Annotated in this window: 21 protein-coding genes; 4 read left to right on the top strand and 17 right to left on the bottom strand. The window is 73.1% G+C overall.

Going from position 1 to position 21938, the window contains the following annotated elements:
• Positions 1-50 precede the first annotated feature (50 nt).
• The 5 genes from dapA to GA0070622_RS25675 form a co-directional block, all read right to left on the bottom strand.
• The gene (dapA, locus tag GA0070622_RS25660) at positions 51-977 is read right to left on the bottom strand and encodes a 4-hydroxy-tetrahydrodipicolinate synthase (RefSeq protein ID WP_091579870.1); all 927 of its coding nucleotides are present in this window, start codon (positions 975-977) and stop codon (positions 51-53) included.
• Positions 978-1029: 52 nt separating this feature from the next.
• A complete protein-coding gene (thyX, locus tag GA0070622_RS25665; RefSeq protein ID WP_091579874.1) occupies positions 1030-1767 on the bottom strand; it encodes an FAD-dependent thymidylate synthase in 738 nt (245 codons plus the stop codon).
• 595 nt (positions 1768-2362) lie between these two features.
• Entirely contained in the window at positions 2363-2533 is a 171-nt protein-coding gene (locus GA0070622_RS32700; protein WP_176710572.1) for a hypothetical protein, read from the bottom strand.
• Between the two features lie 29 nt (positions 2534-2562).
• Positions 2563-3105, bottom strand: coding sequence for a DUF2752 domain-containing protein (locus GA0070622_RS25670; protein WP_091583990.1), 543 nt, complete (start codon positions 3103-3105; stop codon positions 2563-2565).
• Positions 3095-4324, bottom strand: coding sequence for a winged helix-turn-helix domain-containing protein (locus GA0070622_RS25675; protein WP_091579878.1), 1230 nt, complete (start codon positions 4322-4324; stop codon positions 3095-3097). The genes GA0070622_RS25670 and GA0070622_RS25675 overlap by 11 nt, the downstream gene beginning before the upstream one ends.
• Before the next feature lie 83 nt (positions 4325-4407).
• Here GA0070622_RS25675 and GA0070622_RS25680 point away from each other — a divergent pair, with 83 nt between their 5' ends.
• Entirely contained in the window at positions 4408-4959 is a 552-nt protein-coding gene (locus tag GA0070622_RS25680) for a GNAT family N-acetyltransferase (protein ID WP_091579882.1), read from the top strand.
• Here the strand turns inward: GA0070622_RS25680 and GA0070622_RS25685 are convergent.
• Complete coding sequence (locus GA0070622_RS25685; RefSeq protein ID WP_091583993.1) at positions 4858-6147, bottom strand: glycosyltransferase family 87 protein; 1290 nt, start codon at positions 6145-6147, stop codon at positions 4858-4860. The two genes, GA0070622_RS25680 and GA0070622_RS25685, sit on opposite strands and share 102 nt — an antisense overlap.
• Before the next feature lie 35 nt (positions 6148-6182).
• On the opposite strand from GA0070622_RS25685, the gene GA0070622_RS25690 reads away from it, so the two are divergent.
• Both GA0070622_RS25690 and GA0070622_RS25695 read left to right on the top strand, forming a co-directional pair.
• On the top strand, positions 6183-6785 hold the full coding sequence (locus GA0070622_RS25690; protein WP_091579886.1) for a GNAT family N-acetyltransferase: 603 nt from the start codon (positions 6183-6185) through the stop codon (positions 6783-6785).
• A 64-nt stretch (positions 6786-6849) separates the two neighbouring features.
• Positions 6850-7230, top strand: coding sequence for a VOC family protein (locus GA0070622_RS25695; protein WP_091579890.1), 381 nt, complete (start codon positions 6850-6852; stop codon positions 7228-7230).
• 47 nt (positions 7231-7277) lie between these two features.
• On the opposite strand, the gene GA0070622_RS25700 is transcribed toward GA0070622_RS25695, so the two are convergent.
• The 4 genes from GA0070622_RS25700 to GA0070622_RS25715 all read right to left on the bottom strand — a co-directional run bounded on the left by GA0070622_RS25700 (position 7278) and on the right by GA0070622_RS25715 (position 11626).
• Positions 7278-8162 (bottom strand): carbohydrate ABC transporter permease, encoded by an 885-nt coding sequence (locus GA0070622_RS25700; protein WP_091579895.1) that lies wholly within the window; start codon positions 8160-8162, stop codon positions 7278-7280.
• 1 nt (position 8163) lies between these two features.
• A complete protein-coding gene (locus GA0070622_RS25705) occupies positions 8164-9282 on the bottom strand; it encodes a carbohydrate ABC transporter permease (protein ID WP_091579899.1) in 1119 nt (372 codons plus the stop codon).
• Between the two features lie 81 nt (positions 9283-9363).
• Complete coding sequence (locus GA0070622_RS25710; protein WP_091579903.1) at positions 9364-10611, bottom strand: sugar ABC transporter substrate-binding protein; 1248 nt, start codon at positions 10609-10611, stop codon at positions 9364-9366.
• A 25-nt stretch (positions 10612-10636) separates the two neighbouring features.
• Positions 10637-11626, bottom strand: coding sequence for a LacI family DNA-binding transcriptional regulator (locus GA0070622_RS25715; protein WP_091579907.1), 990 nt, complete (start codon positions 11624-11626; stop codon positions 10637-10639).
• Positions 11627-11772: 146 nt separating this feature from the next.
• On the opposite strand from GA0070622_RS25715, the gene GA0070622_RS25720 reads away from it, so the two are divergent.
• Positions 11773-13872 carry an amylo-alpha-1,6-glucosidase gene (locus GA0070622_RS25720; protein ID WP_091579912.1) on the top strand — a complete coding sequence of 700 codons (2100 nt, stop codon included), beginning with the start codon at positions 11773-11775 and terminating at the stop codon, positions 13870-13872.
• 185 nt (positions 13873-14057) lie between these two features.
• On the opposite strand, the gene GA0070622_RS25725 is transcribed toward GA0070622_RS25720, so the two are convergent.
• The 7 genes from GA0070622_RS25725 to GA0070622_RS25755 form a co-directional block, all read right to left on the bottom strand.
• Complete coding sequence (locus GA0070622_RS25725) at positions 14058-14525, bottom strand: GNAT family N-acetyltransferase (protein WP_091579915.1); 468 nt, start codon at positions 14523-14525, stop codon at positions 14058-14060.
• A 116-nt stretch (positions 14526-14641) separates the two neighbouring features.
• Positions 14642-15577, bottom strand: a complete 936-nt coding sequence (locus tag GA0070622_RS25730) for a helix-turn-helix domain-containing protein (protein ID WP_091579918.1) — start codon at positions 15575-15577, stop codon at positions 14642-14644.
• Positions 15578-15665: 88 nt separating this feature from the next.
• On the bottom strand, positions 15666-16439 hold the full coding sequence (gene dapB, locus GA0070622_RS25735; RefSeq protein WP_091579922.1) for a 4-hydroxy-tetrahydrodipicolinate reductase: 774 nt from the start codon (positions 16437-16439) through the stop codon (positions 15666-15668).
• Between the two features lie 62 nt (positions 16440-16501).
• Positions 16502-17833, bottom strand: a complete 1332-nt coding sequence (locus GA0070622_RS25740; protein WP_091583997.1) for a M16 family metallopeptidase — start codon at positions 17831-17833, stop codon at positions 16502-16504.
• Between the two features lie 118 nt (positions 17834-17951).
• Positions 17952-20318: a polyribonucleotide nucleotidyltransferase gene (locus tag GA0070622_RS25745; protein ID WP_091579925.1), complete on the bottom strand. Its 2367-nt coding sequence runs from the start codon at positions 20316-20318 to the stop codon at positions 17952-17954.
• A gap of 221 nt (positions 20319-20539) precedes the next feature.
• The gene (gene rpsO / locus GA0070622_RS25750; RefSeq protein WP_013284678.1) at positions 20540-20809 is read right to left on the bottom strand and encodes a 30S ribosomal protein S15; all 270 of its coding nucleotides are present in this window, start codon (positions 20807-20809) and stop codon (positions 20540-20542) included.
• A 184-nt stretch (positions 20810-20993) separates the two neighbouring features.
• Positions 20994-21920 carry a bifunctional riboflavin kinase/FAD synthetase gene (locus GA0070622_RS25755; protein WP_091579929.1) on the bottom strand — a complete coding sequence of 309 codons (927 nt, stop codon included), beginning with the start codon at positions 21918-21920 and terminating at the stop codon, positions 20994-20996.
• Positions 21921-21938 lie beyond the last annotated feature (18 nt).

Here is a 21938-nt window from a genome sequence, read left to right on the forward strand (position 1 = left end):
CGTCACCTCATTCTGCGACGCCGTCGCGCGGCGTCCGTCGTGTCGTTGAATCATTCGGGCAGGGGCAGGCCCGCCGCGGCGCAGTCGGCGCGCAGCTGGGCCAGTTCGTCGCCGGTGGCCTCGACCAGCGGCGGTCGTACCGGGCCGGACGGCAGACCCTGGGTCGCCAGTCCGGCCTTGACCAGGATGGTGCCCTGGGTGCGGAAGATGCCGGTGTAGAGCGGCAGGAGCCGCCGGTGCAGGGCGAGCGCCCCGGCCGTGTCGCCGGCCTCGAACGCCTCGATCATCTGCTTCGTCCCCACCCCGGTGAAGTGGGTGGAGGTGCCGACCACGCCGACCGCGCCGATCGACAGCATCGGCAGGGTGAGCGCGTCCTCGCCGCTGTAGAACGCGAGGTCGCTGCGGGCCAGCACCCAGGAGGTGGCGGTGAGGTCGCCCTTGGCGTCCTTGACCGCCACGATCCGGCCGTGTTCGGACAGCTTCACCAGCGTGTCGGTGGCGATCGCGACACCGGAGCGGTGCGGGATGTCGTAGAGCATGACCGGGAGCCCGATGGCGTCCGCGACGGTGGTGAAGTGGCGCAGCAGCCCGGCCTGCGGCGGCTTGTTGTAGTAGGGCGTGACCACGAGCAGACCGTGCGCGCCGGCCTTCTCGGCCTGCGCGGCCAGCTCGACGGTGTGCCGGGTGTCGTTGGTGCCCACCCCGGCGACGATGCGGGCCCGGTCACCGACCGCCTCGACGACCGCGCGGATCAGCGTCTCCTTCTCCGCGTCGGTCGTGGTCGGGGACTCGCCCGTGGTGCCGTTGAGCACCAGCGCGTCGTTGCCCTGCTCGTCGACGAGATAGCGGGCCAGCCGGGCGGCGCCGTCGAGGTCGAGCGCCCCGTCCGGGGTGAACGGGGTCACCATGGCCGTGATCACTCGCCCGAACGGGCGCGACGGGCCCCGCTCCGGGGCGGCAGGGTGGTCGTGCGTCATGTTCACAACCTAGCGGACGACCACCGGTGGCCCGGCGGCGAAGGGCGACGAGTCACTCGGCGTGCGGCGACGCCGCCACCTCGGTGCCGTCCGGCAGCGTGGAGATCACGAAGTCGGCGAAGACGTTCGGCGCGACGCCCTGGAGCTGCCGCAGGCACTCGACCGCCAGCTCGCGGATCTCCACGTCGGCGTGCTCGGTGGCGCGCATCTTGACGAAGTGCCGCCAGGCCCGGTAGTTGCCGGTCACCACGATCCGGGTCTCGGTCGCGTTCGGCAGCACGGCCCGGGCCGCCTGGCGGGCCTGCTTACGGCGCAGCGTCGGGTTGGGCTCGTCGGTGAAGCGGGCCTCCAGCCCCTCCAGCAACTCGGTGTACGCCCGCACCGCCGCCTCGGACGCCTCGACGAACTTCTTGTGCAGCTCGGGGTCGTCGGCGATCACCGCCGGCTCGACCATCGCCGCGTCCCGCTCGGGGACGTAGCGCTGGGAGAGCTGCGAGTAGGAGAAGTGCCGGTGCCGGATCAGCTCGTGGGTGAACGAGCGGGAGACGCCGCTGAAGTAGAAGCTCACCGAGCCGTGCTCCAGCACGCTCAGGTGGCCGACGTCCAGGATGTGTGCCAGGTAGCCGGCGTTCGTCGCGGTCGCCGGGTTTGGCTTCTTCCAGCTCTGGTAGCAGGCCCGGCCGGCGAACTCGGCGAGGGCCTGACCGCCGTCGGCGTCGGTCGACCACGGCACGTCGTCCGGCGCCTGGAACTGGGTCCACGCGATCAGCTTGACCTGGGGCTGCACCATCTCCGGCATGCCGAGGACTGTAGTTGCCCCCGGCCCGGCGGGGGAAATCGGCCACGCGGTCGACCAGGAGGCACTCCGCCCACGCGTGTCCAAGCTCTCGCCCCGGCGTCCCGCCCGGGCCGGACTCCTCGGCAGAGTGCCTTTCGAGCTGAGTCGTCGGTGATATCGCCGGCCCGCCCCCGTTACGCGGCGGCGGCCTGTCCGGACCGTTGTCTCCACCGCTCCGCCGGGCCCGGCGCCGCTCCCTCCGGAAGGTCGGGCACCGGACGACAGCACCGACGTCGGTACGGCGGAGCACGACGGACGAACGGCCGACCACGACATCGGCACCGCCGAGCGCGACCTCGGGAATGGCCGACCCCGACATCGGCATCGCGACGCGCGACGTCGGCACGGCCCGGCGCAACGTAGGGCCCGGCGCAACGTAGGCCCGGCGTAACGTCGGCACGGGTCCGGCGCAAGTTAGGCACGGCCCGTTGCAACGTTGCACCTCCCGGCGCGGCATCGGCATCGGCATCGGCATCGGCATCGGCATCGGCATCGGCGATATCACCAACGACTCAGCTCGAAAGGCACTCCGGAGCCAGCATCGCTGTCATCCCAGCACCGCCGTCCCCCACAGCACCGCCGTCCCCCACAGCACCGCCGTCGCCCCCAGCACCGCCGTCACCCCGGCACCGCCGTCACCCCAGCCACCGCCGTCGCCAACCCAGCCACCGCCGTCGCCCCGGGTGCGCGCCCGGCGGCCCAGGTGGCTCGGCGGCACCGCGCGAGCCGGCCGCGCGGGCGAGCCCGTCAGACGTAGAGCGAGGGGAACGGCGCCCACGGCAGGTTGCGGACCACCGAGAAGACCGCCCAGGCGGCCAGGAAACCACCGATCACCTTGGGGCTGAAGCGCGGCTCGGGCAGCCGCCACCCGAACGCCCGGTTGCCGGCCCAGGCGGCGAAGAGCCAGGCCAGGAACGGCAGCGCGAAGACGAAGAGGAAGTGGTGCCGGGCGGCGGCCGGCAGGTCGCCGTGCAGCACGTACCAGAGGGCGCGGGTGCCGCCGCACCCCGGGCAGTCCAGCCCGGTGGTGAGCTTGAGCAGGCAGGTCGGCCGGGCGTCCGGGTCGCTCTGGGTCGGGTCACTGATCAGCGCGTATGCCATGCCGAGGCCGACGCAGCCCAGCGCCGCCAGCGGCACCGCCCAGCGCGGGGCGCGGGCGTGCAGGCGCAGCACCATCCGGGTGAACCGGTCGGGCTCGACCGGCGGATAGGGGTGGTGCGGGTGCGTCTCCGGGTGCGGGTCGGTCACGGTGGCAGGCCGGTCAACGCTCGTCACGCGCTCACCGTACACCCGCCACGCCCACCAACGCGGCGGCCAGCGGCGCGGCCAGGTCACCGGCGGCCGGCGGGGCGACCGCGTCCAGGCCGAGCCAGCCGGCGAGCCGGTAGAGCTCGGCGGCGAGCGCCACCGCCGTCTCCCCCGGGTCGGCGCCCGGCTCCACCCAGGCGGCCGGCACCAGCAGCGCGCCGGCCTTCCGGTCGGCCTTGAGGTCGACCCGTGCGGTGAAGCGCTCACCCTGGCGGAACGGCAGCACGTAGTAGCCGTGGACCCGCTGCGGCGCCGGCACGTAGATCTCGATCCGGTAGGTGAAGCCGAACAGCCGCTCGGTGCGGCCCCGCTCCCAGACCAGCGGGTCGAACGGGCTGACCAGCGTGTTGCCCCGCACCCAGCGGGGCAGCCGGGCGTCGGCGTGCAGGTAGGCCGGCTGCCGCCAGCCCTGGACCGTGACCGGGGTCAGCTCGCCCGCCTCGACCAGCTCGGCGACCGCGCGCCGGGCGCCGGCGACCGGCAGCCGGAAGTAGTCGCGCAGCTCCGGCTCGGCGGCGACGCCGAGCGACCGGGCCGCGATCGACACCAGGGTGCGGTGCGCGTCGGCGTCGGCGGGGGTGGGCGCGTCCAGCACGGCGGCCGGCAACACCCGCTCGGGCAGGTCGTAGCGGCGGGCGAAGGAGTTGGTGCGGTCGGCCGCGGTGACCTCGCCGGCCCAGAAGAGAAACTCCAACGCCCGTTTCACGGCGGACCAGTTCCAGCCCCAGTTGCCGGTCTCACGCGGCGCGTCGTGCTCGATCTCGGCGGCGGTGAGCGGCCCTCGGGCGGCCACCTCGTCGCGCACCCATGCCACCAGCTCGGGCTGCTCCTCGGCGATCCGGCGCATGCCGCCCCAGGCCTCGTCGCGCGCCTTGGCCATCCGCCAGCGCAGCGCCGGGTGCAGCCGCACCGGGACCAGCGACGCCTCGTGCGCCCAGTATTCGAACAGCTCCCGCGGACGGCGGTAGGCCGCGGTGTCGAGCAGGGCGGTCGGGTAGGGGCCGAGGCGACTGTAGAGCGGCAGGTAGTGCGCGCGTTGCAGCACGTTGACCGAGTCCATCTGGATCAACCCGACCCGGTCGAGCACCCGGCGCAGGTGTCGTCGGGTGGGCACGCCGGCGGGCGCCGGGTCGGCGAAGCCCTGGGCGGCCAGGGCGATCCGCCGGGCCTGGGCGAGGGAGAGCGATTCCGGTACGGCCATCGTGGGCGACCCTAATCCAGCCCTCCGACATCACCCGGGAGCGGCGGCTGGACTGTTCGCCCGTCGGGGCATAGAACGGACAGGTGCTCACCATTCGCCGGGAGGAGCCGGACGACGCCGAGGCGATCGCCCGGGTGCACATCCACGGCTGGCAGGCCGGCTACGCCGGGATCATGCCCGACGAGGTGCTGAACCGACTCAACCCGCGCGCCTGGGCGCAGCGGCGTCGCGACCTCGGCACCGCCGACCCGGACCACCCGTTCACCACGCTGGTCGCCGAGGACGACGGCCTGGTCGCCGGGTTCACCACGTTCGGGCCGTACCGGAACAACCAGGACCGCGGCGACCTGGACCCGGCGCACGGCGAGCTGCTGGCGATCTACCTGGAGCCGGCGTACTGGGGTTCGGGCGTCGGTCGGACGCTGCTCACCGCGGCACGCGCCGGCCTGGCCGAGCGGGGCTGGACCGGCTACCGGCTCTGGGTGCTCGCCGACAACGCGCGGGCCCGCCGCTTCTACGAGCGGGCCGGGCACTCACCGGACGGCGAGGAGTCCGCCTATCCGGTGCCGCTGGCCGGCGGACGCACCCCGGTCCTGCTCCGCGAGCTGCGCTACACCGCCCGGCTCGACGACTGACCCCGCCGGCCCGTCGGAACGCACCGGCGTCGCCCAACGCCGGATCGGCAGGCCGAGCAGCAGCGCCAGGCTGATCCAGACGTACGTGTTGCTGCCCAGGAAGCCGTCCACCCCGGTGAAGTCCTTCTCCCAGGACCAGACGATCCGGCTGCACAGCAGCGCGTAGCCGACCAGGGCGGCGGCCAGCAGCAGACGGCGGCGTCGGCCGCGCGCGGCCATGCCGTTGTCGACCAGCAGGATCAGCCCCGGCAGCAGCCAGACCAGGTGGTGCACCCAGGTCACCGGGCTGACCAGGCACATCACCGCGCCGGTCAGGGCCAGCCCGGTGGCCTCGTCGCCGGCGGCCACCGCCCGCCGGCACCGCCAACCCCAGATCACCAGCGTCACGAGTACGAGCAGCAGCCAGGCGATCGTGCTCGGGTGCTGCGGGTCCAGCCGGGCGACCACCCCACGCAGCGACTGGTTGGAGACGAAGGCCAGCTCACCGACCCGGTCGGTGTTCCACAGCGCCTCGGTCCAGAACTCCCGGGAGGCGTCCGGGAACAGACCGGCGGCCACCAGCGTGGCCACGGCGGCGGTGCCCACCGCGGTCGCGGCGGCCCGCCAGCGGCCGGTGACCAGCAGGTAGACGATGAAGATGCCCGGCGTCAGCTTGATCGCGGTGGCCAGTCCGATGCCCACGCCGGCCCAGCGGTTGCGCGCCGGCAACAGCCACAGCAGGTCCACCGCCACCAGGAAGAGCAGCAGCATGTTGACCTGGCCGAAGTTGACCGTCTCGCGCATCGGCTCGTACGCGGCGGCCAGGCAGAGCGCCACCGCGAGGGTGAACCAGCGGGTCCAGCCGGACCGGCGGGCCACCGGGTCCAGCAGCCACCAGATGACCACGGCGCTGACCAGCACCGTCGCGGTCACGCTCACCACGATCGCGGCGTTCCACGGCAGGTACGCCATGGGCAGCATGACCAGCGCGGCGAACGGCGGGTAGGTGAAGCCGTACTGGGTGCCGGCCTTGAGGAAGTCGTAGATCTCCCCGCCGTCGTGCACCCAGAAGGTCAACGCCCCGTAGTAGACGTTGAGGTCGAAGAAGCCGTGCCGCACCGCCGCCACGGAGAGGAACACGGTGACCGCCGCGGCGAGCGCCGCCACGGCGGCGACCTGCGCGATCGTCCGCCCGGCACCCTGCGCCACCGTCACCCTCCTCGCCCTGCGTAGGCTCACGTGCCATGGCTGCAGGCTACGTCCGCCCCGCGCGTCCCGAGGACGTCGCCGAGATCGCACGCATCCAGCTCGCGACCTGGCGGGTCGCGTACCGCCGGATCCTGCCCCGGCACGTGCTCGACAACCTGGACGAGGCCTACCTGGCCCGGCGGTGGAGCGCGGCGGTGCAGGAGCCGCCCTCGGGCGCGCACCGGGTGCTGGTCGCCGTCGAACAGGCCGCGCAATCCTATCTGGTGGGGTTCGCCGCCTCCGGTCCGGCCGACGCCGAGGCGCTCGCCCCGGGCGAGCCGGCCGACGCCCTCGCCTCGGGCGTGGTGGCGGTGACCGACCTGCTGGTCGAGCCCCGATGGGGCCGGCGGGGGCACGGCAGCCGGCTGCTCGCCGCCGCCGTCGAGCACTGGCGTACCGACCGCTTCACCCGGGCGGTGGCCTGGGCGTTCGACGCCGACGCGGCGACCCGGGCGTTCCTCGGCTCGACCGGCTGGGAGCCGGACGGCGCGACCCGGGCGCTGGACGTGGACGACATGCTGGTTCCCCAGCTCCGGCTGCACGTGGCCGTTCCCGACGAGGCGGCGACGGACCCGGAGGGGTCTCCCGCCGACCGATGAGTTTCCGCCCCGGCACCGGTCCGACCCTGGTAGGCACGACACAGGCCAGAGTGAGGAGCGGATCATGTTCGGCGACACGAAGGCGTTCAGCGGGTTCTCGGTGGACGACCCGGACCGGGCGCAGCGCTTCTACGCCGACGTGCTGGGGCTGCGGGTCTCCCGGGACGACGACATGGGCGGGATCCTGACGCTGCATCTGGCCGGCGACCGGCCGGTGCTCGTCTACCCGAAGCCCGACCACCGCCCGGCGAGCTACACCGTGCTCAACTTCCCCGTCCCGGACGTCGACCGGGCGGTCGACGGGTTGGTCGCGCGCGGCGTACGGCTGGAGCGGTACGACGGCATGCCGCAGGACGACAAGGGGATCATGCGCGGCAACGGGCCAACCATCGCCTGGTTCACCGATCCCGCCGGCAACGTCATGTCGGTCATCGAGGAGAGCTGAGCCGGCGCGCTGGCGGTCCCGGCACGGGGCGGGACCGCCAGCGCGGATCAGCCCTTGTCCGCGCCCTCGTTGGCGCCGCGCACGAAGTAGCGCTGGAAGATGACGAAGAGCACCGCCACCGGGATGGTGGCCAGCAGCGCCGCGCCGAGCTTCAGCGGATACTGGGTGCCCTTGCCGAGCGAGCCGCTGACCAGGTCGGCCAGTCCGCGCGGCAGCGTGAACAGATCCGGGTCCTGGACCGAGACGAGGCTGTGCGGGAACTCGTTCCAGGATCCCTGGAACGACAGGATGGTCAGCGTGATCAGCGCCGGCCGGGCCATCGGCAGCACCACCGACCAGAACGTGCGGAAGACCCCGGCGCCGTCGATCCGGGCCGCCTCCTCGACGCTGACCGGGATCGACTCGAAGAACTGCTTCATGATGAACACGCCCGCCGCGTCGGCGAGCAGCGGCACGATCAGGCCGGCGTAACTGTCGTAGAGGCCGATCTGCTTGAGCACCAGGAACTTCGGGATCAGCAGCACCACGCCCGGCACCGCCATCACCGCGATGACGGCGGCGAACAGCCCGGCCCGGCCCCGGAACCGCAGCCGGGCCAGCGCGTAGCCGGCGAGCGAGTCGAAGAACACCCGGCCGAGCGTGACCAGCACGGTGACCAGCAGCGAGTTGCCGAGCCAGAGCGGGAAGTTGGTGCCGGAGAAGATCCGCTCGAAGCCGGCCAGCGTGAGCGGGTCGGGGAACGGCGACAGCGGGTTGGCCGCCGCGTCCGGCTCGGTCTTGAGCGAGTTGCCGAGCTGGATCACGAACGGGTAGAGGAAGACCAGCCCGAAGAAGATCAGAACCGCGTACCCGAGGACGCGATTGACCCGGGCGCGCGTCCCGCGGTCGCCGCGGCGGGCGACGGGCGCCGGCCGGTCGGTCAGCACGGCCATGTCAGGACCCCTCCGGTACGCGTCGACGCCACCACCGGCCGCGCCGGGGACCGTCCCGGTCGGCCATCAGCCGGCGCTGGAACAGGGTGAGCAGGATGATGATCAGGAACAGCACGAACGAGATGGCCGCGCCGGACCCGTAGTCGAAGTCCCGGAACGCGGTCCGGTACGAAAGGTACGCCGGGGTGAGCGTGGTCTTGGCCGGGTCGCCCTGGCTCATCACGTACACCTGGTCGAAGACCTGCCAGGAGCCGATCAGTCCCAGGGTGACCACGAGGAACGTGGTGGGCTTGATCAGCGGCAGGGTGACGTAGCGGAAGCGCTGCCAGCGGCTGGCGCCGTCGAGCGTGCTGGCCTCGTCCAGCGCCACTGGCACGTTCTGCAGGGCGGCCAGGTACATCAGCATGAACGTGCCCGAGGTGGTCCAGATGACCAGGCAGATGATCGACGTCATGGCGACGCTCGGCCCGGAGAGCCAGTCCCACCAGGTCAGCCCGAGCGGGCCGCCGGAGGTGAGCGCGGCCGGCGGCTCGTTCATCCCGAACGCGCCGAACAGCAGGTGCAGCACGCCCCGACCGTCGGCGAACCACTCGGGGCCGTCGAGACCGAGCAGGCCGAGCAGCCGGTTGACCGCGCCGGAGTTGGCGAACAGGAAGAGGAACACCACGCTGATCGCCACCGAGCTGGTGACCGACGGGAAGTAGAAGGCGCTGCGGAAGAAGCCCTTCCCCTTGAGCAGCCGGTTGTTCACCACCAGGGCGAGACCGAGAGCGAGCACGGTCTGCACCGGCACGACGATCCCGACGTAGTAGATGTTGTTGCGGATGGCGGTCATGAAGTCGCGGCGGGCGAGTCCGTCCTCGGTGAACAGCCGCGAGTAGTTGTCGCCGCCGACGAACGGCACGTCGCCGGTGAACGGGCTGCCCTGGCCGTTCCAGTCGGTGAGGCTCACCCAGAGCGCCATCAGGATCGGCAGCAGCAGGAAGAGCCCGAGGATCACGATCACCGGCGCGACGAAGAGCCAGCCGGCGAGGTTCTCGTTGCCGCGGATACCGCCGCGGCGGCGGCGCGGCGGGCCGGCCGAGGCGGTGCCCGGCGCGGCGAGCGTGTCCGTTGCCACTCCCTCTCCCTTCCCGGGGGAGGTGAAAGGAAGGGCCCCCTCTTAACACCCGTCTGTTAACAAGGGGCCCCTCCTTACACCTCAGCCGCCGAGCGCCGCCTTGGCGTTCTTGTCGAAGTTGGCCAGGATGGTCTTCGGGTCGCCGGTGGCCAGGCCCTGGAGGCCGGCCTCCAGGTCACGCAGCACGCTGTCCATCTTCGGCGCGTTCACCGGACCCTGGGCGTACGCGGCGCCGTCGATGAACGGCTTGTCGGCCGGGAAGGCGCTGGTGTACTGGCCGCTGACGGACTGGCGGGACGGCATCACGCCGAACGCCTTGGCGAACGCCATCTGCTGCTCGCCGGCGGTCATCGCCTCGACGAACTTGATCGCCTGCTCCTTGTACTTGGACTTGGCGGCGATGCCCCAGCACTGGGTGAAGGAGAGCGTCCCCTGGCCCTTGGGACCGGCCGGCAGCGGGACGACCTTGTACTTCACCTTCGGGAAGTCGTTCTGCAGGGCGCCCTTGATCCAGTTGCCCTCGATGGTCATCACGGCCTTGCCCTTGCCGAACGCCTCACCGGACCAGCCGGAGTCGAGCTGCTTGGGGAACTTCGCGTAGCCGTTGGTGAGCAGCGACTTGACGTACTGGAGGGCCTGGAGGTTCTCCGGGGTGTCGGCGGTCGGCTGCTTGCCGTCGGCGCTCATCAGCCAGCCGCCGTTCTGCACCAGGAACGCGCCGATGCGGTCCCGGGTGTCGCCGAGCGCGAGCGCCACCTGGCCCTTCGCCTTGATCTTCTGGCTGACGGCGGTGAGCTGGTCCCAGGTGGTCGGCACGTCCGCGTCGGTCAGGCCGGCCTTGGTCCACAGGTCGGTGTTGATCTGGAGCGCCAGGGTGGAGAAGTCCTTGGGCGCGCAGTAGAGCTTGCCGTCGTAGGTGAACGCGGTGCGCAGGCTCTCGTAGAAGTCACCGGTGTTGCTCACCTTGTCGCCGTACGGCTCCAGCGCCCCGACGCTGGCGAAGTCCGCGAACCGGGCCGCGTCGACGTAGAAGACGTCCGGCGGGGTGCCGCCGGCCAGCGCCTGGCCGAGCTGCTGGGTGAGGTCCTGGGCCGGGGTGACGGTGGCGGTGTTGCCGGAGGAGCCGGCCCACTTCGCGGCGGCCTCCTGCACGGCCTTGGTCTCGGCGTCGCCGGAGGAGCCGATCAGGATCTGCAGGCTGGCCGGGCCGCTGGACTGCTTGGTGTCGCCGGCCGAGTCGTCGAAGCCGCTGCCGCAGGCGGCGGAGCCGAGCAGCGCGACGGCGGCGACGCCCGCCAACGCGGCCCGGGTGATCGTGCGAGGTGTCATCTGATTCTCCTGGTGGGGGATGGGATCACGCCGAGTGCCGCAGCACCAGCGAGGGACTCAGCAGCAGCTGGGGGTCGCGCTGCTGCCCGTCGAGCAGCCCGGTGAGCAGCTCGACGCAGCGGGCGGCGGCCTCACCGAGCGGTTGGCTGACGCTGCTCAGCCCGACCGCGGCGGCCACCGGGGTGTCGTCGAAGCCGACGACGGCGACGTCGGTCGCCGTCTCGCGCGCGGCCTGCCACGCGCCGAGCGCCAGCGAGTCGCTGGCGCAGACCACGGCGGTCGGCGGCGCGTCGAGGGCGAGCAACGCGCGCAACTCGCGCGCCCCCTCGGCGATGCCGTCCTCGGTGGCGCGGTCCGCCGCGGCGCCGTCCAGGCCGACCTCCGCCATCGTGGTACGCCAGCCGGCGCGCCGGTCGTCGCCGACGCCGGAGCCGGCGGGCCAGCCGAGGAAGGCGATCCGGCGGTGACCGGCGGTGAGCAGGTGCCGGGTGGCCTGGGCGGTGCCGGCGGCGCCGTCCACGTCGACCCAGGGGTGGGCGTCCGGTGCGTCCCAGGGCCGGCCGAAGGTCACGAACGGCACCTCGCGCTCGGCCAGCCACGCGGTGCGCGGGTCACCGTGCTTGGTGCCGGTGAGCACGAACGCGTCCAGGTCGTACGCGCCGAGCAGGGCGTCGTAGGTGGCGATCTCCTGGTCGTCGTCGCGGGCGGTGTAGAGCAGGACCCGGTAGCCGCCGGCGTCGGCGGTCTCGGTGAGGCCGTGCAGGAAGCGGTCGAGCACCGAGCCGTTGATGCCGTCCCGGGTGGGTTCGATGCGGACGGCGATGAGCCGGGACCGGCCGGTCCGCATCTGCCGGGCGGCCTGGTTGGCCCGGTAGCCGAGCGCCGTGATCGCCTCCCGTACCCGCTGCCGGGTGTCCTCGCGGACGATGTGCGGCGCGTTGAGCACGTTGGAGACGGTCTGCCGGCTGACCTGGGCGTGCCGGGCCACCGTCGCGATGGTTACCTTTTCTCCCACGAAATCCCTCTCGCCGCCTTGAACGATCCAATCCCGATGGGGCAGGATTAGAACGTTCAAAGTTTCTGGAATGTTTCGCACTTTGCACCGGCCGCGGTCATCTGTCAAGACGTCCGTCGCCACCGATCAGCACCAGGAGTCCCCTCGTGACCGAACGCCACCTCCAACCGCTGCTGCACGACCTGGTCGGCGTGGTGCACGCCCCCACGAGCGCGCTCGGCGACGCGGCCGGTCAGCTCCGGCCGCACGGCGTCCAGGGCGTCTTCCACGCCGACGCCCGGGTGCTCTCCCGCGCCGAGCTGCGCCTCGACGACCGCGAGCCGGAGTCGATCGGCGGCGGCGCGGTCGGCCCGCACGGCGCCCGCTTCGTCGGCCTGGCCCGCTGGCTCGGCGACCCCACCCCCGACCCCACCGTCCGTGTCGACCGCATCCGGCAGGCCGGCGCGCGCGGGCTGACCGAGGAGATCGTCGTGACGTCCACCGCCGCCGAGCCGGTGCGCACCACGGTCACCGTCGACCTGGCCTGCGACCTCGCCCCGGTCGAGCAGGTCAAGGCCGGCCACGCCGGCCAGCCGCTGGAGGCCAAGGCCGGGGAGCCGGGCCGGGTGCAGTGGGCCGCCGACGGCCTCACCGTGACCGTGACCGGCGCGGACGCCACCGTGGACGCCGCCGGCGAACGCGCCGTCGCGCCGCGCCTGAGCTGGCCGGTCACCGTCGACCCGGGCGCCTCGGTCACGCTGCGCTGGCGGCTCGACGTCGCCGACCCACGGGCCGTGGTGAGCGCCGCGCCGGCCGCCGCGAGCTGGGCCGAGCCACGGGTCGACGCCGACGACCGCCGCCTGCTGCGGCTGCTCGACCGGTCCCTGGCCGACCTGCGCGGGCTGCGGCTGGCCGAGCCGGCACACCCGGAGGACGTCTTCCTCGGCGCCGGCGTGCCCTGGTTCCTCACCCTGTTCGGCCGGGACAGCCTCTGGGCCGCCCGGATGATGCTGCCGCTCGGCACCGACCTGGCCGCCGGCACGCTGCGGGTGCTGGCCCGACGGCAGGGCACCCGGGTCGACCCGGCCACCGGCGAGCAGCCCGGCAAGATCCTGCACGAGCTGCGCCGCCACGAGCTGTCCTTCGACAACGGGATGCGGCTGCCGCCCGCCTACTACGGCACCGTCGACGCGACCATGCTCTGGGTCGGGCTGCTGCACGACGCCTGGCGCTGGGGCCTGCCCGCCGACCAGGTCGAGCCGCTGCTGCCGCATCTGGAGGCGGCGCTGCGCTGGCTCGACGAACACGCAGACGCCGACGGCGACGGCTTCGTCGAGTACATCGACACCACCGGCCACGGCCTGGCCAACCAGGGCTGGAAGGACTCCGGCGACGCGGTGCGCTTCCGGGACGCCCGACTCGCCGCGCCGCCGATCGTGCTGGCCGAGGTGCAGGGGTACGCGCACCAGGCCGCGACCAACGGCGCCGACCTGCTGGACGCGTTCGGCCGCCCGGGCGCGGACCGCTGGCGCGCCTACGCCGACCGGCTCGCCGAGCGGTTCCGCGCCGCGTTCTGGGTGGACGGTCGCCACGGTCCGCAGCCGGCGCTGGCGCTGGACCGGGACAAGCGCCCGGTGGACTCACTGACCAGCAACATCGGGCACCTGCTCGGCACCGGCCTGCTGTCGGACGCCGAGTCGACGCAGGTCGCGGCGCTGCTCTCCACCGAGGCGCTGGCCGGCGGCTTCGGCCTGCGCACCATGTCCACCGACGACGCCGGGTTCAGCCCGCTGTCCTACCACTGCGGGTCGATCTGGGCCCACGACACCGCGATCGTGCTCGCCGGGCTGGCCCGCGCCGGGCACCGCGCGGCCGCGCTGCGGCTCGCCGACGGTCTGCTCGCCGCCGCCGAGGCGTTCGACTACCGCCTCCCCGAGCTGTACGGCGGGGACGACCGGTCGGCCCTCGGTCGGCCCGTGCCGTACCCGGCGGCCTGCCGTCCGCAGGCCTGGTCGGCGGCGGCGGCCGTGCTGCTGCTCCAAGCCGGCCTGGGCGTCTACCCGGACGTGCCGAACGGCCGCGTCGACCTGCGCCCGTTGGCCGGGCCCGAGCTGGGCGCGCTGAGCGCGGCCGGCCTGCGGATCGCCGGCTCCCCGGTCACAGTCTCGGTCGACCACACCGGCCACCCCACCCTGACCGACCTCCCCGCCGCCCTGCACATCCCCACCCCCCGCCCACCCGCCGAAACCCCTCTCCCCCGCCCCTGATCCCCCAGCAACCGCGCCGCGCCGCGCCCACCTCACTTCGTTGATCATGAAGTTGGCGGCAGTTTCGATCTCCCTCACCGCCGCCAACTTCATGATCAACCGGCTCGCCCCGCCCGCCCGGCAGGGAGGGGCGGTGATCAAGGGGTTTGCGTCGGGCGGTGTGGGGTGGGGTGGGTTCGGGGAGGTCAGGGGGTGGGGAGTTCGGCTACCAGTTCGTCGTCCTCCATGTCGCCGGTGGGGTGGAAGCCCAGGGAGGTGTAGAGGGCGGCGGCGGGGGCGTTGTCCGGGTGGTAACTGAGGCGGATCGGCTGGCCGGCCTCGGCCAACCAGGCCGTGAGCGTCCGCACCGTGGCGCGGCCCAGCCCCCGGCCCTGCTCGGCGGCGTCGATCACCATGCCGCCGATCCACCGCGAGCCGTCGTCGTCCACGCCCCACATGACGTGTCCCACCACGACGTCGTCGGCACACACGGCGAGCGAGTTCCACACGTCCGAGTGCATGGTGAGCAGCAGGTAGCGGGCGGCCAACGCCGCGACGAAGGCGCGCTGGTCGTCACGGGGCGCCACGTCCGCCACCGCCCGCCAGTTGTCGTCGTCCACCGGTCGCAGGCTCACCCGGCGGCCGAGCCGGTCGTGCTCTCCAGAGTCGATCATGGCGGTCAGCCTAGGGTCGGTCCCACCCGCCGGCCATCGGTTTCGCCGATATCACGCCCCGACCGGCATGCCGGGGGACCGGCGGCGGTCGACCCACCGGCCCCGGGTCGGGACGGTCAGTCGGTCGGGGCGAGTGCGGCGCGGTCGAGGTACGGTCGCGGGTCGCCGGCGCCGAGTTCGGTGACGCCGGCGCTGTGCAGGGCGCCGATGGCCAGGGTGCGGCGTACCGCGGCGAAGGTGATCACGTGGCCGATGGTGCCGCCCAGCGTGTGGGTGGTCGGGGGCGTGCAGGTGGTGTCGACGAAGGTGTCCGCCAGGGTGCCGGCGGCCAGTGTCCGGGCAACGAAGTCCCGCCAGTCCCGCCCGGCGACCGCGTGCCGGGCGGCCAGGCCGCTCACCGACGTGTCGCTCTCGTCGGGCCACTCGCCGCCGCGCAGCGCCGAGAGCCAGTGCTCCTCCTGGGTGACCATCGCGTTGATCAGCGAGCGGAGCGTCGGCTGCTCGTCGATGGTCTCCACGGACACGGTGACGGGGCGGTCGAGCACCCGGTCGTCCAGGCGGCCGGCGCGGTCGATGATGGCGCCGAGTGTCTCGACGTGGTGGTCGACCAGGTGTTGGAAAACGTTCATCGGGGTCTCCTGACGTGCCGCCGGCAGCCGCAGGCCGCCGGGCGGTTGGAAGTGGACGCCGCTGGGGCAGGGCAGCTCCAGCTCGCGGAAGGTCAGCGGCGGGCGCCGCCGGACGGCGGTCGGGGCGAGGCCGTACGACCGCTGGAAGGCGCGGGTGAACGCCTCGTGCGAGCCGTACCCGGCCTCGACGGCGATGTCGAGGACGGTCCGGCCGCTGGTGGTGAGTCGGTGCGCCGCGCGTTCCAGGAGCAGCCGGCGGCGCAGCGCGCCCGGCGGTTCCCCGGTGGCCGCGGCGACCAGCCGGTCGAAGTGGAACCGGGACAGGTGGGCCCGAGCGGCCAGGCCGCCCGGGCTCGCCGCCGGATCGTCGAGCGCGGCCTGGAGGACGTCCAGGAGGCCGGTGAGTCCGTCGTTCCGGTTCATGCGCTCAGCCTGCACCCGCCGCGCGCGGCACCGCTTGATCGCCGTTGCGCACCCGCGGGCCGGCGGCCGACGCCGGCGCGGCGCGCGCTCAGTCCAGCAGGGCGTCCAGGCCGACGGTGAGGCCCGGCCGGCGGACCACCTCGCGTACGGCCAGCAGCACGCCGGGCATGAACGAGGCCCGGTCGTACGAGTCGTGCCGGATGGTCAGCGTCTCCCCGGTGGTGCCGAACAGCACCTCCTGGTGGGCGACCAGGCCGGTGGCGCGGACCGCGTGGACGCGTACCCCGTCGATGTCGGCGCCGCGGGCCCCGGCCACCTCGTCGCGGGTGGCGTCCGGGGCCGGGCCGAGGCCGGCCTCGGCGCGGGCCGCCGCGATCAGCCGGGCGGTGTGGGTGGCGGTGCCGCTGGGCGCGTCCAGCTTGCGCGGGTGGTGCTGCTCGACGATCTCGACCGACTCGAAGTGCCGGGCGGCGCGCGCCGCGAACTGCATCATCAGGACCGCGCCGATGCCGAAGTTCGGGGCGATCACCACGCCCACCCCGGGCCGGTCGGCGAGCCAGTCGCGCACCTGCGCCAGGCGCTGCTCGGTGAAGCCGGTGGTGCCGACCACGGCGTGGATGCCGCGCTCGACGCAGAAGCGCAGGTTGTCCATGACCGCGTCGGGGGTGGTGAAGTCGACGACCACCCCGGCCCCGGCGTCCGCGACCGCGATCAGGTCGTCACCCTGGTCGACGGCCGCGACCAGGTCCAGGTCGGGGGCGGAGTCGACCGCCTTGCAGACCTCCATGCCCATCCGGCCCCGGGCACCCAGCACGCCGACCCGGGCCGCCTCGGCCGGGCCCTTCTCCCGCACGTCAGTCACGGGGCACAACCTATCCCAATCGGGACGCCGCCCACGCCGCGGACCGACCAGCGGGACGCCGGTCAGCGCGTGAAGGCGCCCTCGTCGAACGGGCCGACCACGGCCAGCGACATCGGCCGGGCGAGCAGCTCGGCGGCGAGCTCGTTCACGTCGGCCAGGCTGACCGCGTCCACCCGGGCCAGCAGTTCGTCCACCGGCATCAGGTTGCCGTAGAGCAGCTCGCCCTTGGCCAGCCGGCTCATCCGGGAGCCGGTGTCCTCCAGCCCGAGCACGAACGAGCCCTTGCTCATCCCCTTGCCCCGGGCCAGTTCCGCCTCGGTGATGCCCTCGGCGGCCACCCGGGCCAGCTCGGCCCGGGTCAGGTCGAGCACCTCGTCCACCTTGCCGGGCGCGCAGCCGGCGTAGACGGCGAAGACGCCGCTGTCGGCGTACTGGCTGGCGTAGGAGTAGACCGAGTACGCGAGGCCGCGCTGCTCCCGGATCTCCTGGAACAGCCGGCTGGACATGCCGCCGCCGAGCACGTTGTTGAGCACGCCGAGCGCGAACCGCCGGTCGTCGGTGCGGTCGATGGCGGGGCAGCCCAGGATGACGTGGGCCTGCTCGGTCTCCTTCGGCTCGACGAGCGTGGTGGCCGGCTTCGTGCGTACCGCCGGGGAGGTCGACCGGTGCGTCGCCGGCGCGGCCGGGTCGGTGTCCAGCGGCGTGTCGCGCAGCGCCTGCCGGACCAGCTTGACCACGGCGGCGTGGTCGAGGTTCCCGGCGGCGGCGATCACGATCTGCGGCGGGACGTACCGCTTGCGGTAGAAGCCCTGGATCTGCCGGCGGGTCATCGGGGTGACCGTCTCCTCGGTGCCGGAGATGAGCCGGCCGAGCGGGTGATCGCCGTAGATCGCGCGGGCGAACAGGTCGTGCACCTCGTCGCCGGGCTCGTCGTCGTGCATGGCGATCTCTTCGAGGATGACCCCGCGTTCGGTCTCCACGTCCGGCTCGGCCAGCACCGAGTCGGCCACCGCGTCGCACATCACGTCGATGGCCAGCGGCAGGTCCTCGTCCAGCACGCGGGCGTAGTAGCAGGTGTATTCCTTCGTGGTGAAGGCGTTGGTCTCGCCGCCCACCGCCTCGATCTCGGACGAGATCTCCAGCGCGGTGCGCTTGCGGGTGCCCTTGAAGAGCAGGTGCTCCAGGAAGTGCGCGGCGCCGGCCTGCGGGCCGGTCTCGTCCCGTGAGCCGACCGCCACCCAGATGCCGAACGAGACGCTGCGCATCGCCGGGATCGCCTCGGTGAGCACGCGCAGCCCGCTGGGCAGCACGGTACGCCGGACGGTGCCGCCGAGTGGGTCGTCGCTGAGGGTGCGGGTGACCGCCCGTCCCGGCGCGGGGGAAGACGAACTCACGGGAACCTGCTCTCCGTACCACGAGGGGTGGGGAACGAACGACGGCTCCAGCCCGCGTGCGCGACCTGGAGCCGTGGGCCGGCCCGGGCGACGCACGTCGCCCGGGCCGGTCGGTCGATCAGCTGTGCCGGGTCCGGCGACGCGGACGGTCGCCGCCCTCGCCACCCTCGGAGCGACGCTCGCCGCCCCGGTCACCGCCGCGCTCGCCGCCGCGGTCGCCCCGGTCACGCGGGCCGCGGTCGCCGCCACGGTCCCGGCCGGCCGGACGCTCGCCACCGGCGGCCTCACCGGCGGCCGGCGCCTCGGCGCCCTCCGGACGGATCTTGTCCAGGTAGATCTTGCCGCGCGCGTCGATGTCGGCGATCTCGACCTCGACCTTGTCGCCGACGTTGAGGAAGTCCTCGACCTTCTCGACCCGCTTGCCGTCGCCCACCTTGGAGATGTGCAGCAGGCCGTCGCGGCCCGGCAGGAGCGAGATGAAGGCGCCGAACGCGGCCGTCTTCACCACGGTGCCGAGGAACCGCTCCCCCACCTTCGGCAGGGTCGGGTTGGCGATGCCGTTGATCCGGTCCACCGCGGCCTGGGCCGACGGGCCGTTGGTCGCGCCGACGTAGATCGTGCCGTCGTCCTCGATGGAGATCTCGGCGCCGGTCTCGTCCTGGATCGCGTTGATGGTCTGGCCCTTCGGGCCGATCACCATGCCGATCTTGTCGACCGGGATCTTGACGGTGGTGACGCGCGGCGCGTAGTCCGACATCTCGGCCGGGGCCTCGATGGCCCGCTGCATCACGTCGAGGATGGTCTGCCGGGCCTCGTGCGCCTGCTGGAGCGCGGCGGCCAGCACGTCCGACGGGATGCCGTCGAGCTTGGTGTCGAGCTGCAGCGCGGTGACGAAGTCACGCGTGCCGGCGACCTTGAAGTCCATGTCACCGAACGCGTCCTCGGCGCCGAGGATGTCGGTCAGCGTCACGTACTGGGTCTTGCCGTCGACCTCGTCGGAGATGAGGCCCATGGCGATGCCGGCGACCGGCGCCTTCAGCGGCACACCGGCCGAGAGCAGGCCCAGCGTCGAGGCGCAGACCGAACCCATCGAGGTGGAGCCGTTGGAGCCGAGCGCCTCGGAGACCTGCCGGATGGCGTACGGGAACTCCTCGCGCGACGGCAGCACCGGGATCAGCGCCCGCTCGGCCAGCGCGCCGTGGCCGATCTCGCGGCGCTTCGGCGAGCCCACCCGGCCGGTCTCACCGGTGGAGTAGGGCGGGAAGTTGTAGTTGTGCATGTAGCGCTTGCGGTTCTCGGGGGACAGCGTGTCCACCATCTGCTCCATGCGCAGCATGTTCAGCGTGGTGACACCCAGGATCTGGGTCTCGCCGCGCTCGAACAGCGCCGAGCCGTGCACCCGCGGCAGCACGCCGACCTCGGCGGTCAGCGGGCGGATGTCGCGCGGGCCGCGGCCGTCGATGCGGACCTGCTCACGCAGCACCCGGTTGCGGACCTCGGACTTGGTCAGCGAGCGGAACGCGGCGGACAGCTCCTTCTCGCGGCCCTCGAACCGACCGCCCAGCTCCTCGGCGACCTTGGCCTTGATCCGGTCCAGGGCCTCCTCGCGGTCGGCCTTGCCGGCGATCTTCAGGGCCTCGGTGACGTCGGCGCGGGCCACGTCGGCCACCGCGTCGTACACGTCGTCCTGGTAGTCCAGGAACACCGGGAACTCGCTGACCGGCTTGGCGGCCACCTCGGCCAGCTCGCTCTGCGCGCGGCACAGCTCGCGGATGGCCGGCTTGGCGGCCTCCAGGCCACTGGCCACGATCTCCTCGGTCGGCGCGGTGGCGCCGCCCGAGATCAGGGTCACCGCGTGCGGGGTGGCCTCGGCCTCGACCATCATGATCGCGACCTCGCCGTCGGGCAGGGTGCGACCGGCGACGACCATGTCGAAGGTGGCGCGCTCCAGCTCCTCCAGGGTCGGGAAGGCGACCCACTGGCCCTCGACGTGCGCGACCCGGGTCGCGCCGATCGGGCCGGAGAACGGCAGGCCGGAGAGCTTGGTCGACATGGAGGCGGCGTTGATGGCCACCACGTCGTACGGGTGCTGCGGGTCGAGCGCGAGCACGGTCTCGACGACCTGGACCTCGTTGCGCAGGCCCTTGACGAACGAGGGGCGCAGCGGCCGGTCGATCAGGCGGCAGGTGAGGATCGCGTCCTCGCTGGGCCGACCCTCACGGCGGAAGAACGAGCCGGGGATCCGGCCCGCGGCGTACATCCGCTCCTCGACGTCGACGGTCAGCGGGAAGAAGTCGAACGACTCACGCGGCTGCTTGCCCGCCGTGGTGGCGGAGAGGACGACCGTCTCGCCGAGCTGGGCGACGACGGAGCCGGCGGCCTGCCGGGCCAGCCGGCCGGTGGAGAAGGTGATCTCACGGGTGCCGAAGGACCCGTTGTCGATCACGGCGGTGCGGGATTCGGTGCCGAGGTTGGTCTCGGTCATGTGCTGTGGTGCTCCTTCGCGTCGTCGGCCGACGACACGGGAACTGCTCAGGCGGCCGGTCTTCGATCGAAGCGCCCGGGTGGGCCGGCTTGGTGCCGGGGCTCCCGGGGGCCACTACCGGAGACCGGTGCTGACCGGCTCCCTCTCGGGTCGTCGCGCGGCCGGTTTCTTCTGGTGGTACGGGAACGGGGGAGCGGCCGAGCGGCCACTCCCCCGTCACGTCATCGGCGCAGGCCGAGCCGCTCGATGAGCGACCGGTAGCGGTTGATGTCCTTCTTCTGGACGTAGTTGAGCAGCCGACGGCGCCGGCCGACCAGCAGCAGCAGCCCGCGGCGGCTGTGGTGGTCGTGCTTGTGCACCTTCAGGTGCTCGGTCAGCTCCGCGATCCGCTTGGTCAGGACCGCGACCTGCACCTCCGGCGAACCGGTGTCGCCCTCGGCGGTCGCGTACTCCTGGCGGATCTTGGCCTTGGCTTCCTGGTCGAGCGCCATGTTCTCCCTGTTTCGTGGGTCGTTCGATGAGGTCCGTCGGAGCGGTCGTGGTGACCGGTGCGACGGCCCGGTTCCTCGCACCCGCGGCGTCGTGCAGGCACGCGAGGCCCCCGTCGGTCAGCCGACGTCTTCCCCACCTTACCAGCCCCGACCCGGACCGGCCGGTCAAGGTCCGCCGAGCGGGTCAGGACACCGCCCGGCGGGTCCGCTCCACGTCCTCGGCGATCTGGGCGACCAACGGCTCGATCGCGTCGTACGTCCGTTGCTCGCGCAGGTGGGCCACGAAGTCCAGCGCCAGCCGCTCGCCGTACAGGTCGCCGCTGAAGTCCAGCGCGTACGCCTCGACCCGACGCTCCCGCCCGGAGAACGTCGGGTTCGTGCCGATCGAGACCGCCGCCGCGAGCGGGTCGCCGCCGCGGCGCACCAGCCGGGCCGCGTACACCCCGTCGGCGGGCACCGCCGCGTACCGGTGGGTCAGCAGGTTGGCGGTCGGGTAACCCAGCTCACGCCCGCGCTGGTCGCCGCGGACCACCACGCCCTCGACCCGGTGCGGACGGCCCAGCGCCGCCGCCGCCGCGCGCACGTCGCCCGCGTCGACGCAGGACCGGATGTACGTGGAGGAGAAGACCGTGCCCGCCTCGGCGACCAGCGGCGCCCCCTCCACGGCGAAGCCGAAGGTGCGGCCCAACCGCTCCAGCAGGGCCACGTCGCCGGCCGCCCGGTGCCCGAACCGGAAGTTGTCGCCGACCACCACCAGCGCGGCGTGCAGGTGCTCGACCAGGATGTCGTGCACGAACGCCTCGGCCGGCAGCCGGGAGAACTCCGGGGTGAACGGCACCACGCAGAGCACGTCCGCGCCGAGCGCCTCGATCAGCTCCGCCTTGCGGGCCGGCTCGGTGAGCACCGCCGGGTGCGAGCCGGGGCGGACCACCTCGGCCGGGTGCGGGTCGAACGTCACCACCACCGACTTGACGCCCAGCTCACGGGCGCGCGCCACGGCATGACCGATGGTGGCCTGGTGCCCCTTGTGCACGCCGTCGAAGACGCCGATGGTCACCACCGAGCGCCCCCAGCCGCCGGGCGCCGCCTCGTACCCCCGCCACCGCTGCATGCCGCTCCTCCCCTGTCC

Origin of the sequence: Micromonospora sediminicola (assembly GCF_900089585.1) — a bacterium.
Taxonomy (GTDB): domain Bacteria; phylum Actinomycetota; class Actinomycetes; order Mycobacteriales; family Micromonosporaceae; genus Micromonospora; species Micromonospora sediminicola.

What these genes read in the sequence shown, in the direction of transcription:
- dapA (WP_091579870.1), bottom strand. Translation starts at nt 977, where the DNA reads ATGACGCACGACCACCCTGCCGCCCCGGAGCGGGGCCCGTCGCGCCCG.
- thyX (WP_091579874.1), bottom strand. Translation starts at nt 1,767, where the DNA reads ATGGTGCAGCCCCAGGTCAAGCTGATCGCGTGGACCCAGTTCCAGGCG.
- GA0070622_RS25675 (WP_091579878.1), bottom strand. Translation starts at nt 4,324, where the DNA reads ATGGCCGTACCGGAATCGCTCTCCCTCGCCCAGGCCCGGCGGATCGCC.
- GA0070622_RS25690 (WP_091579886.1), top strand. Translation starts at nt 6,183, where the DNA reads ATGGCTGCAGGCTACGTCCGCCCCGCGCGTCCCGAGGACGTCGCCGAG.
- GA0070622_RS25695 (WP_091579890.1), top strand. Translation starts at nt 6,850, where the DNA reads ATGTTCGGCGACACGAAGGCGTTCAGCGGGTTCTCGGTGGACGACCCG.
- GA0070622_RS25700 (WP_091579895.1), bottom strand. Translation starts at nt 8,162, where the DNA reads ATGGCCGTGCTGACCGACCGGCCGGCGCCCGTCGCCCGCCGCGGCGAC.
- GA0070622_RS25710 (WP_091579903.1), bottom strand. Translation starts at nt 10,611, where the DNA reads ATGACACCTCGCACGATCACCCGGGCCGCGTTGGCGGGCGTCGCCGCC.
- GA0070622_RS25725 (WP_091579915.1), bottom strand. Translation starts at nt 14,525, where the DNA reads ATGATCGACTCTGGAGAGCACGACCGGCTCGGCCGCCGGGTGAGCCTG.
- GA0070622_RS25730 (WP_091579918.1), bottom strand. Translation starts at nt 15,577, where the DNA reads ATGAACCGGAACGACGGACTCACCGGCCTCCTGGACGTCCTCCAGGCC.
- GA0070622_RS25745 (WP_091579925.1), bottom strand. Translation starts at nt 20,318, where the DNA reads ATGACCGAGACCAACCTCGGCACCGAATCCCGCACCGCCGTGATCGAC.
- rpsO (WP_013284678.1), bottom strand. Translation starts at nt 20,809, where the DNA reads ATGGCGCTCGACCAGGAAGCCAAGGCCAAGATCCGCCAGGAGTACGCG.
- GA0070622_RS25755 (WP_091579929.1), bottom strand. Translation starts at nt 21,920, where the DNA reads ATGCAGCGGTGGCGGGGGTACGAGGCGGCGCCCGGCGGCTGGGGGCGC.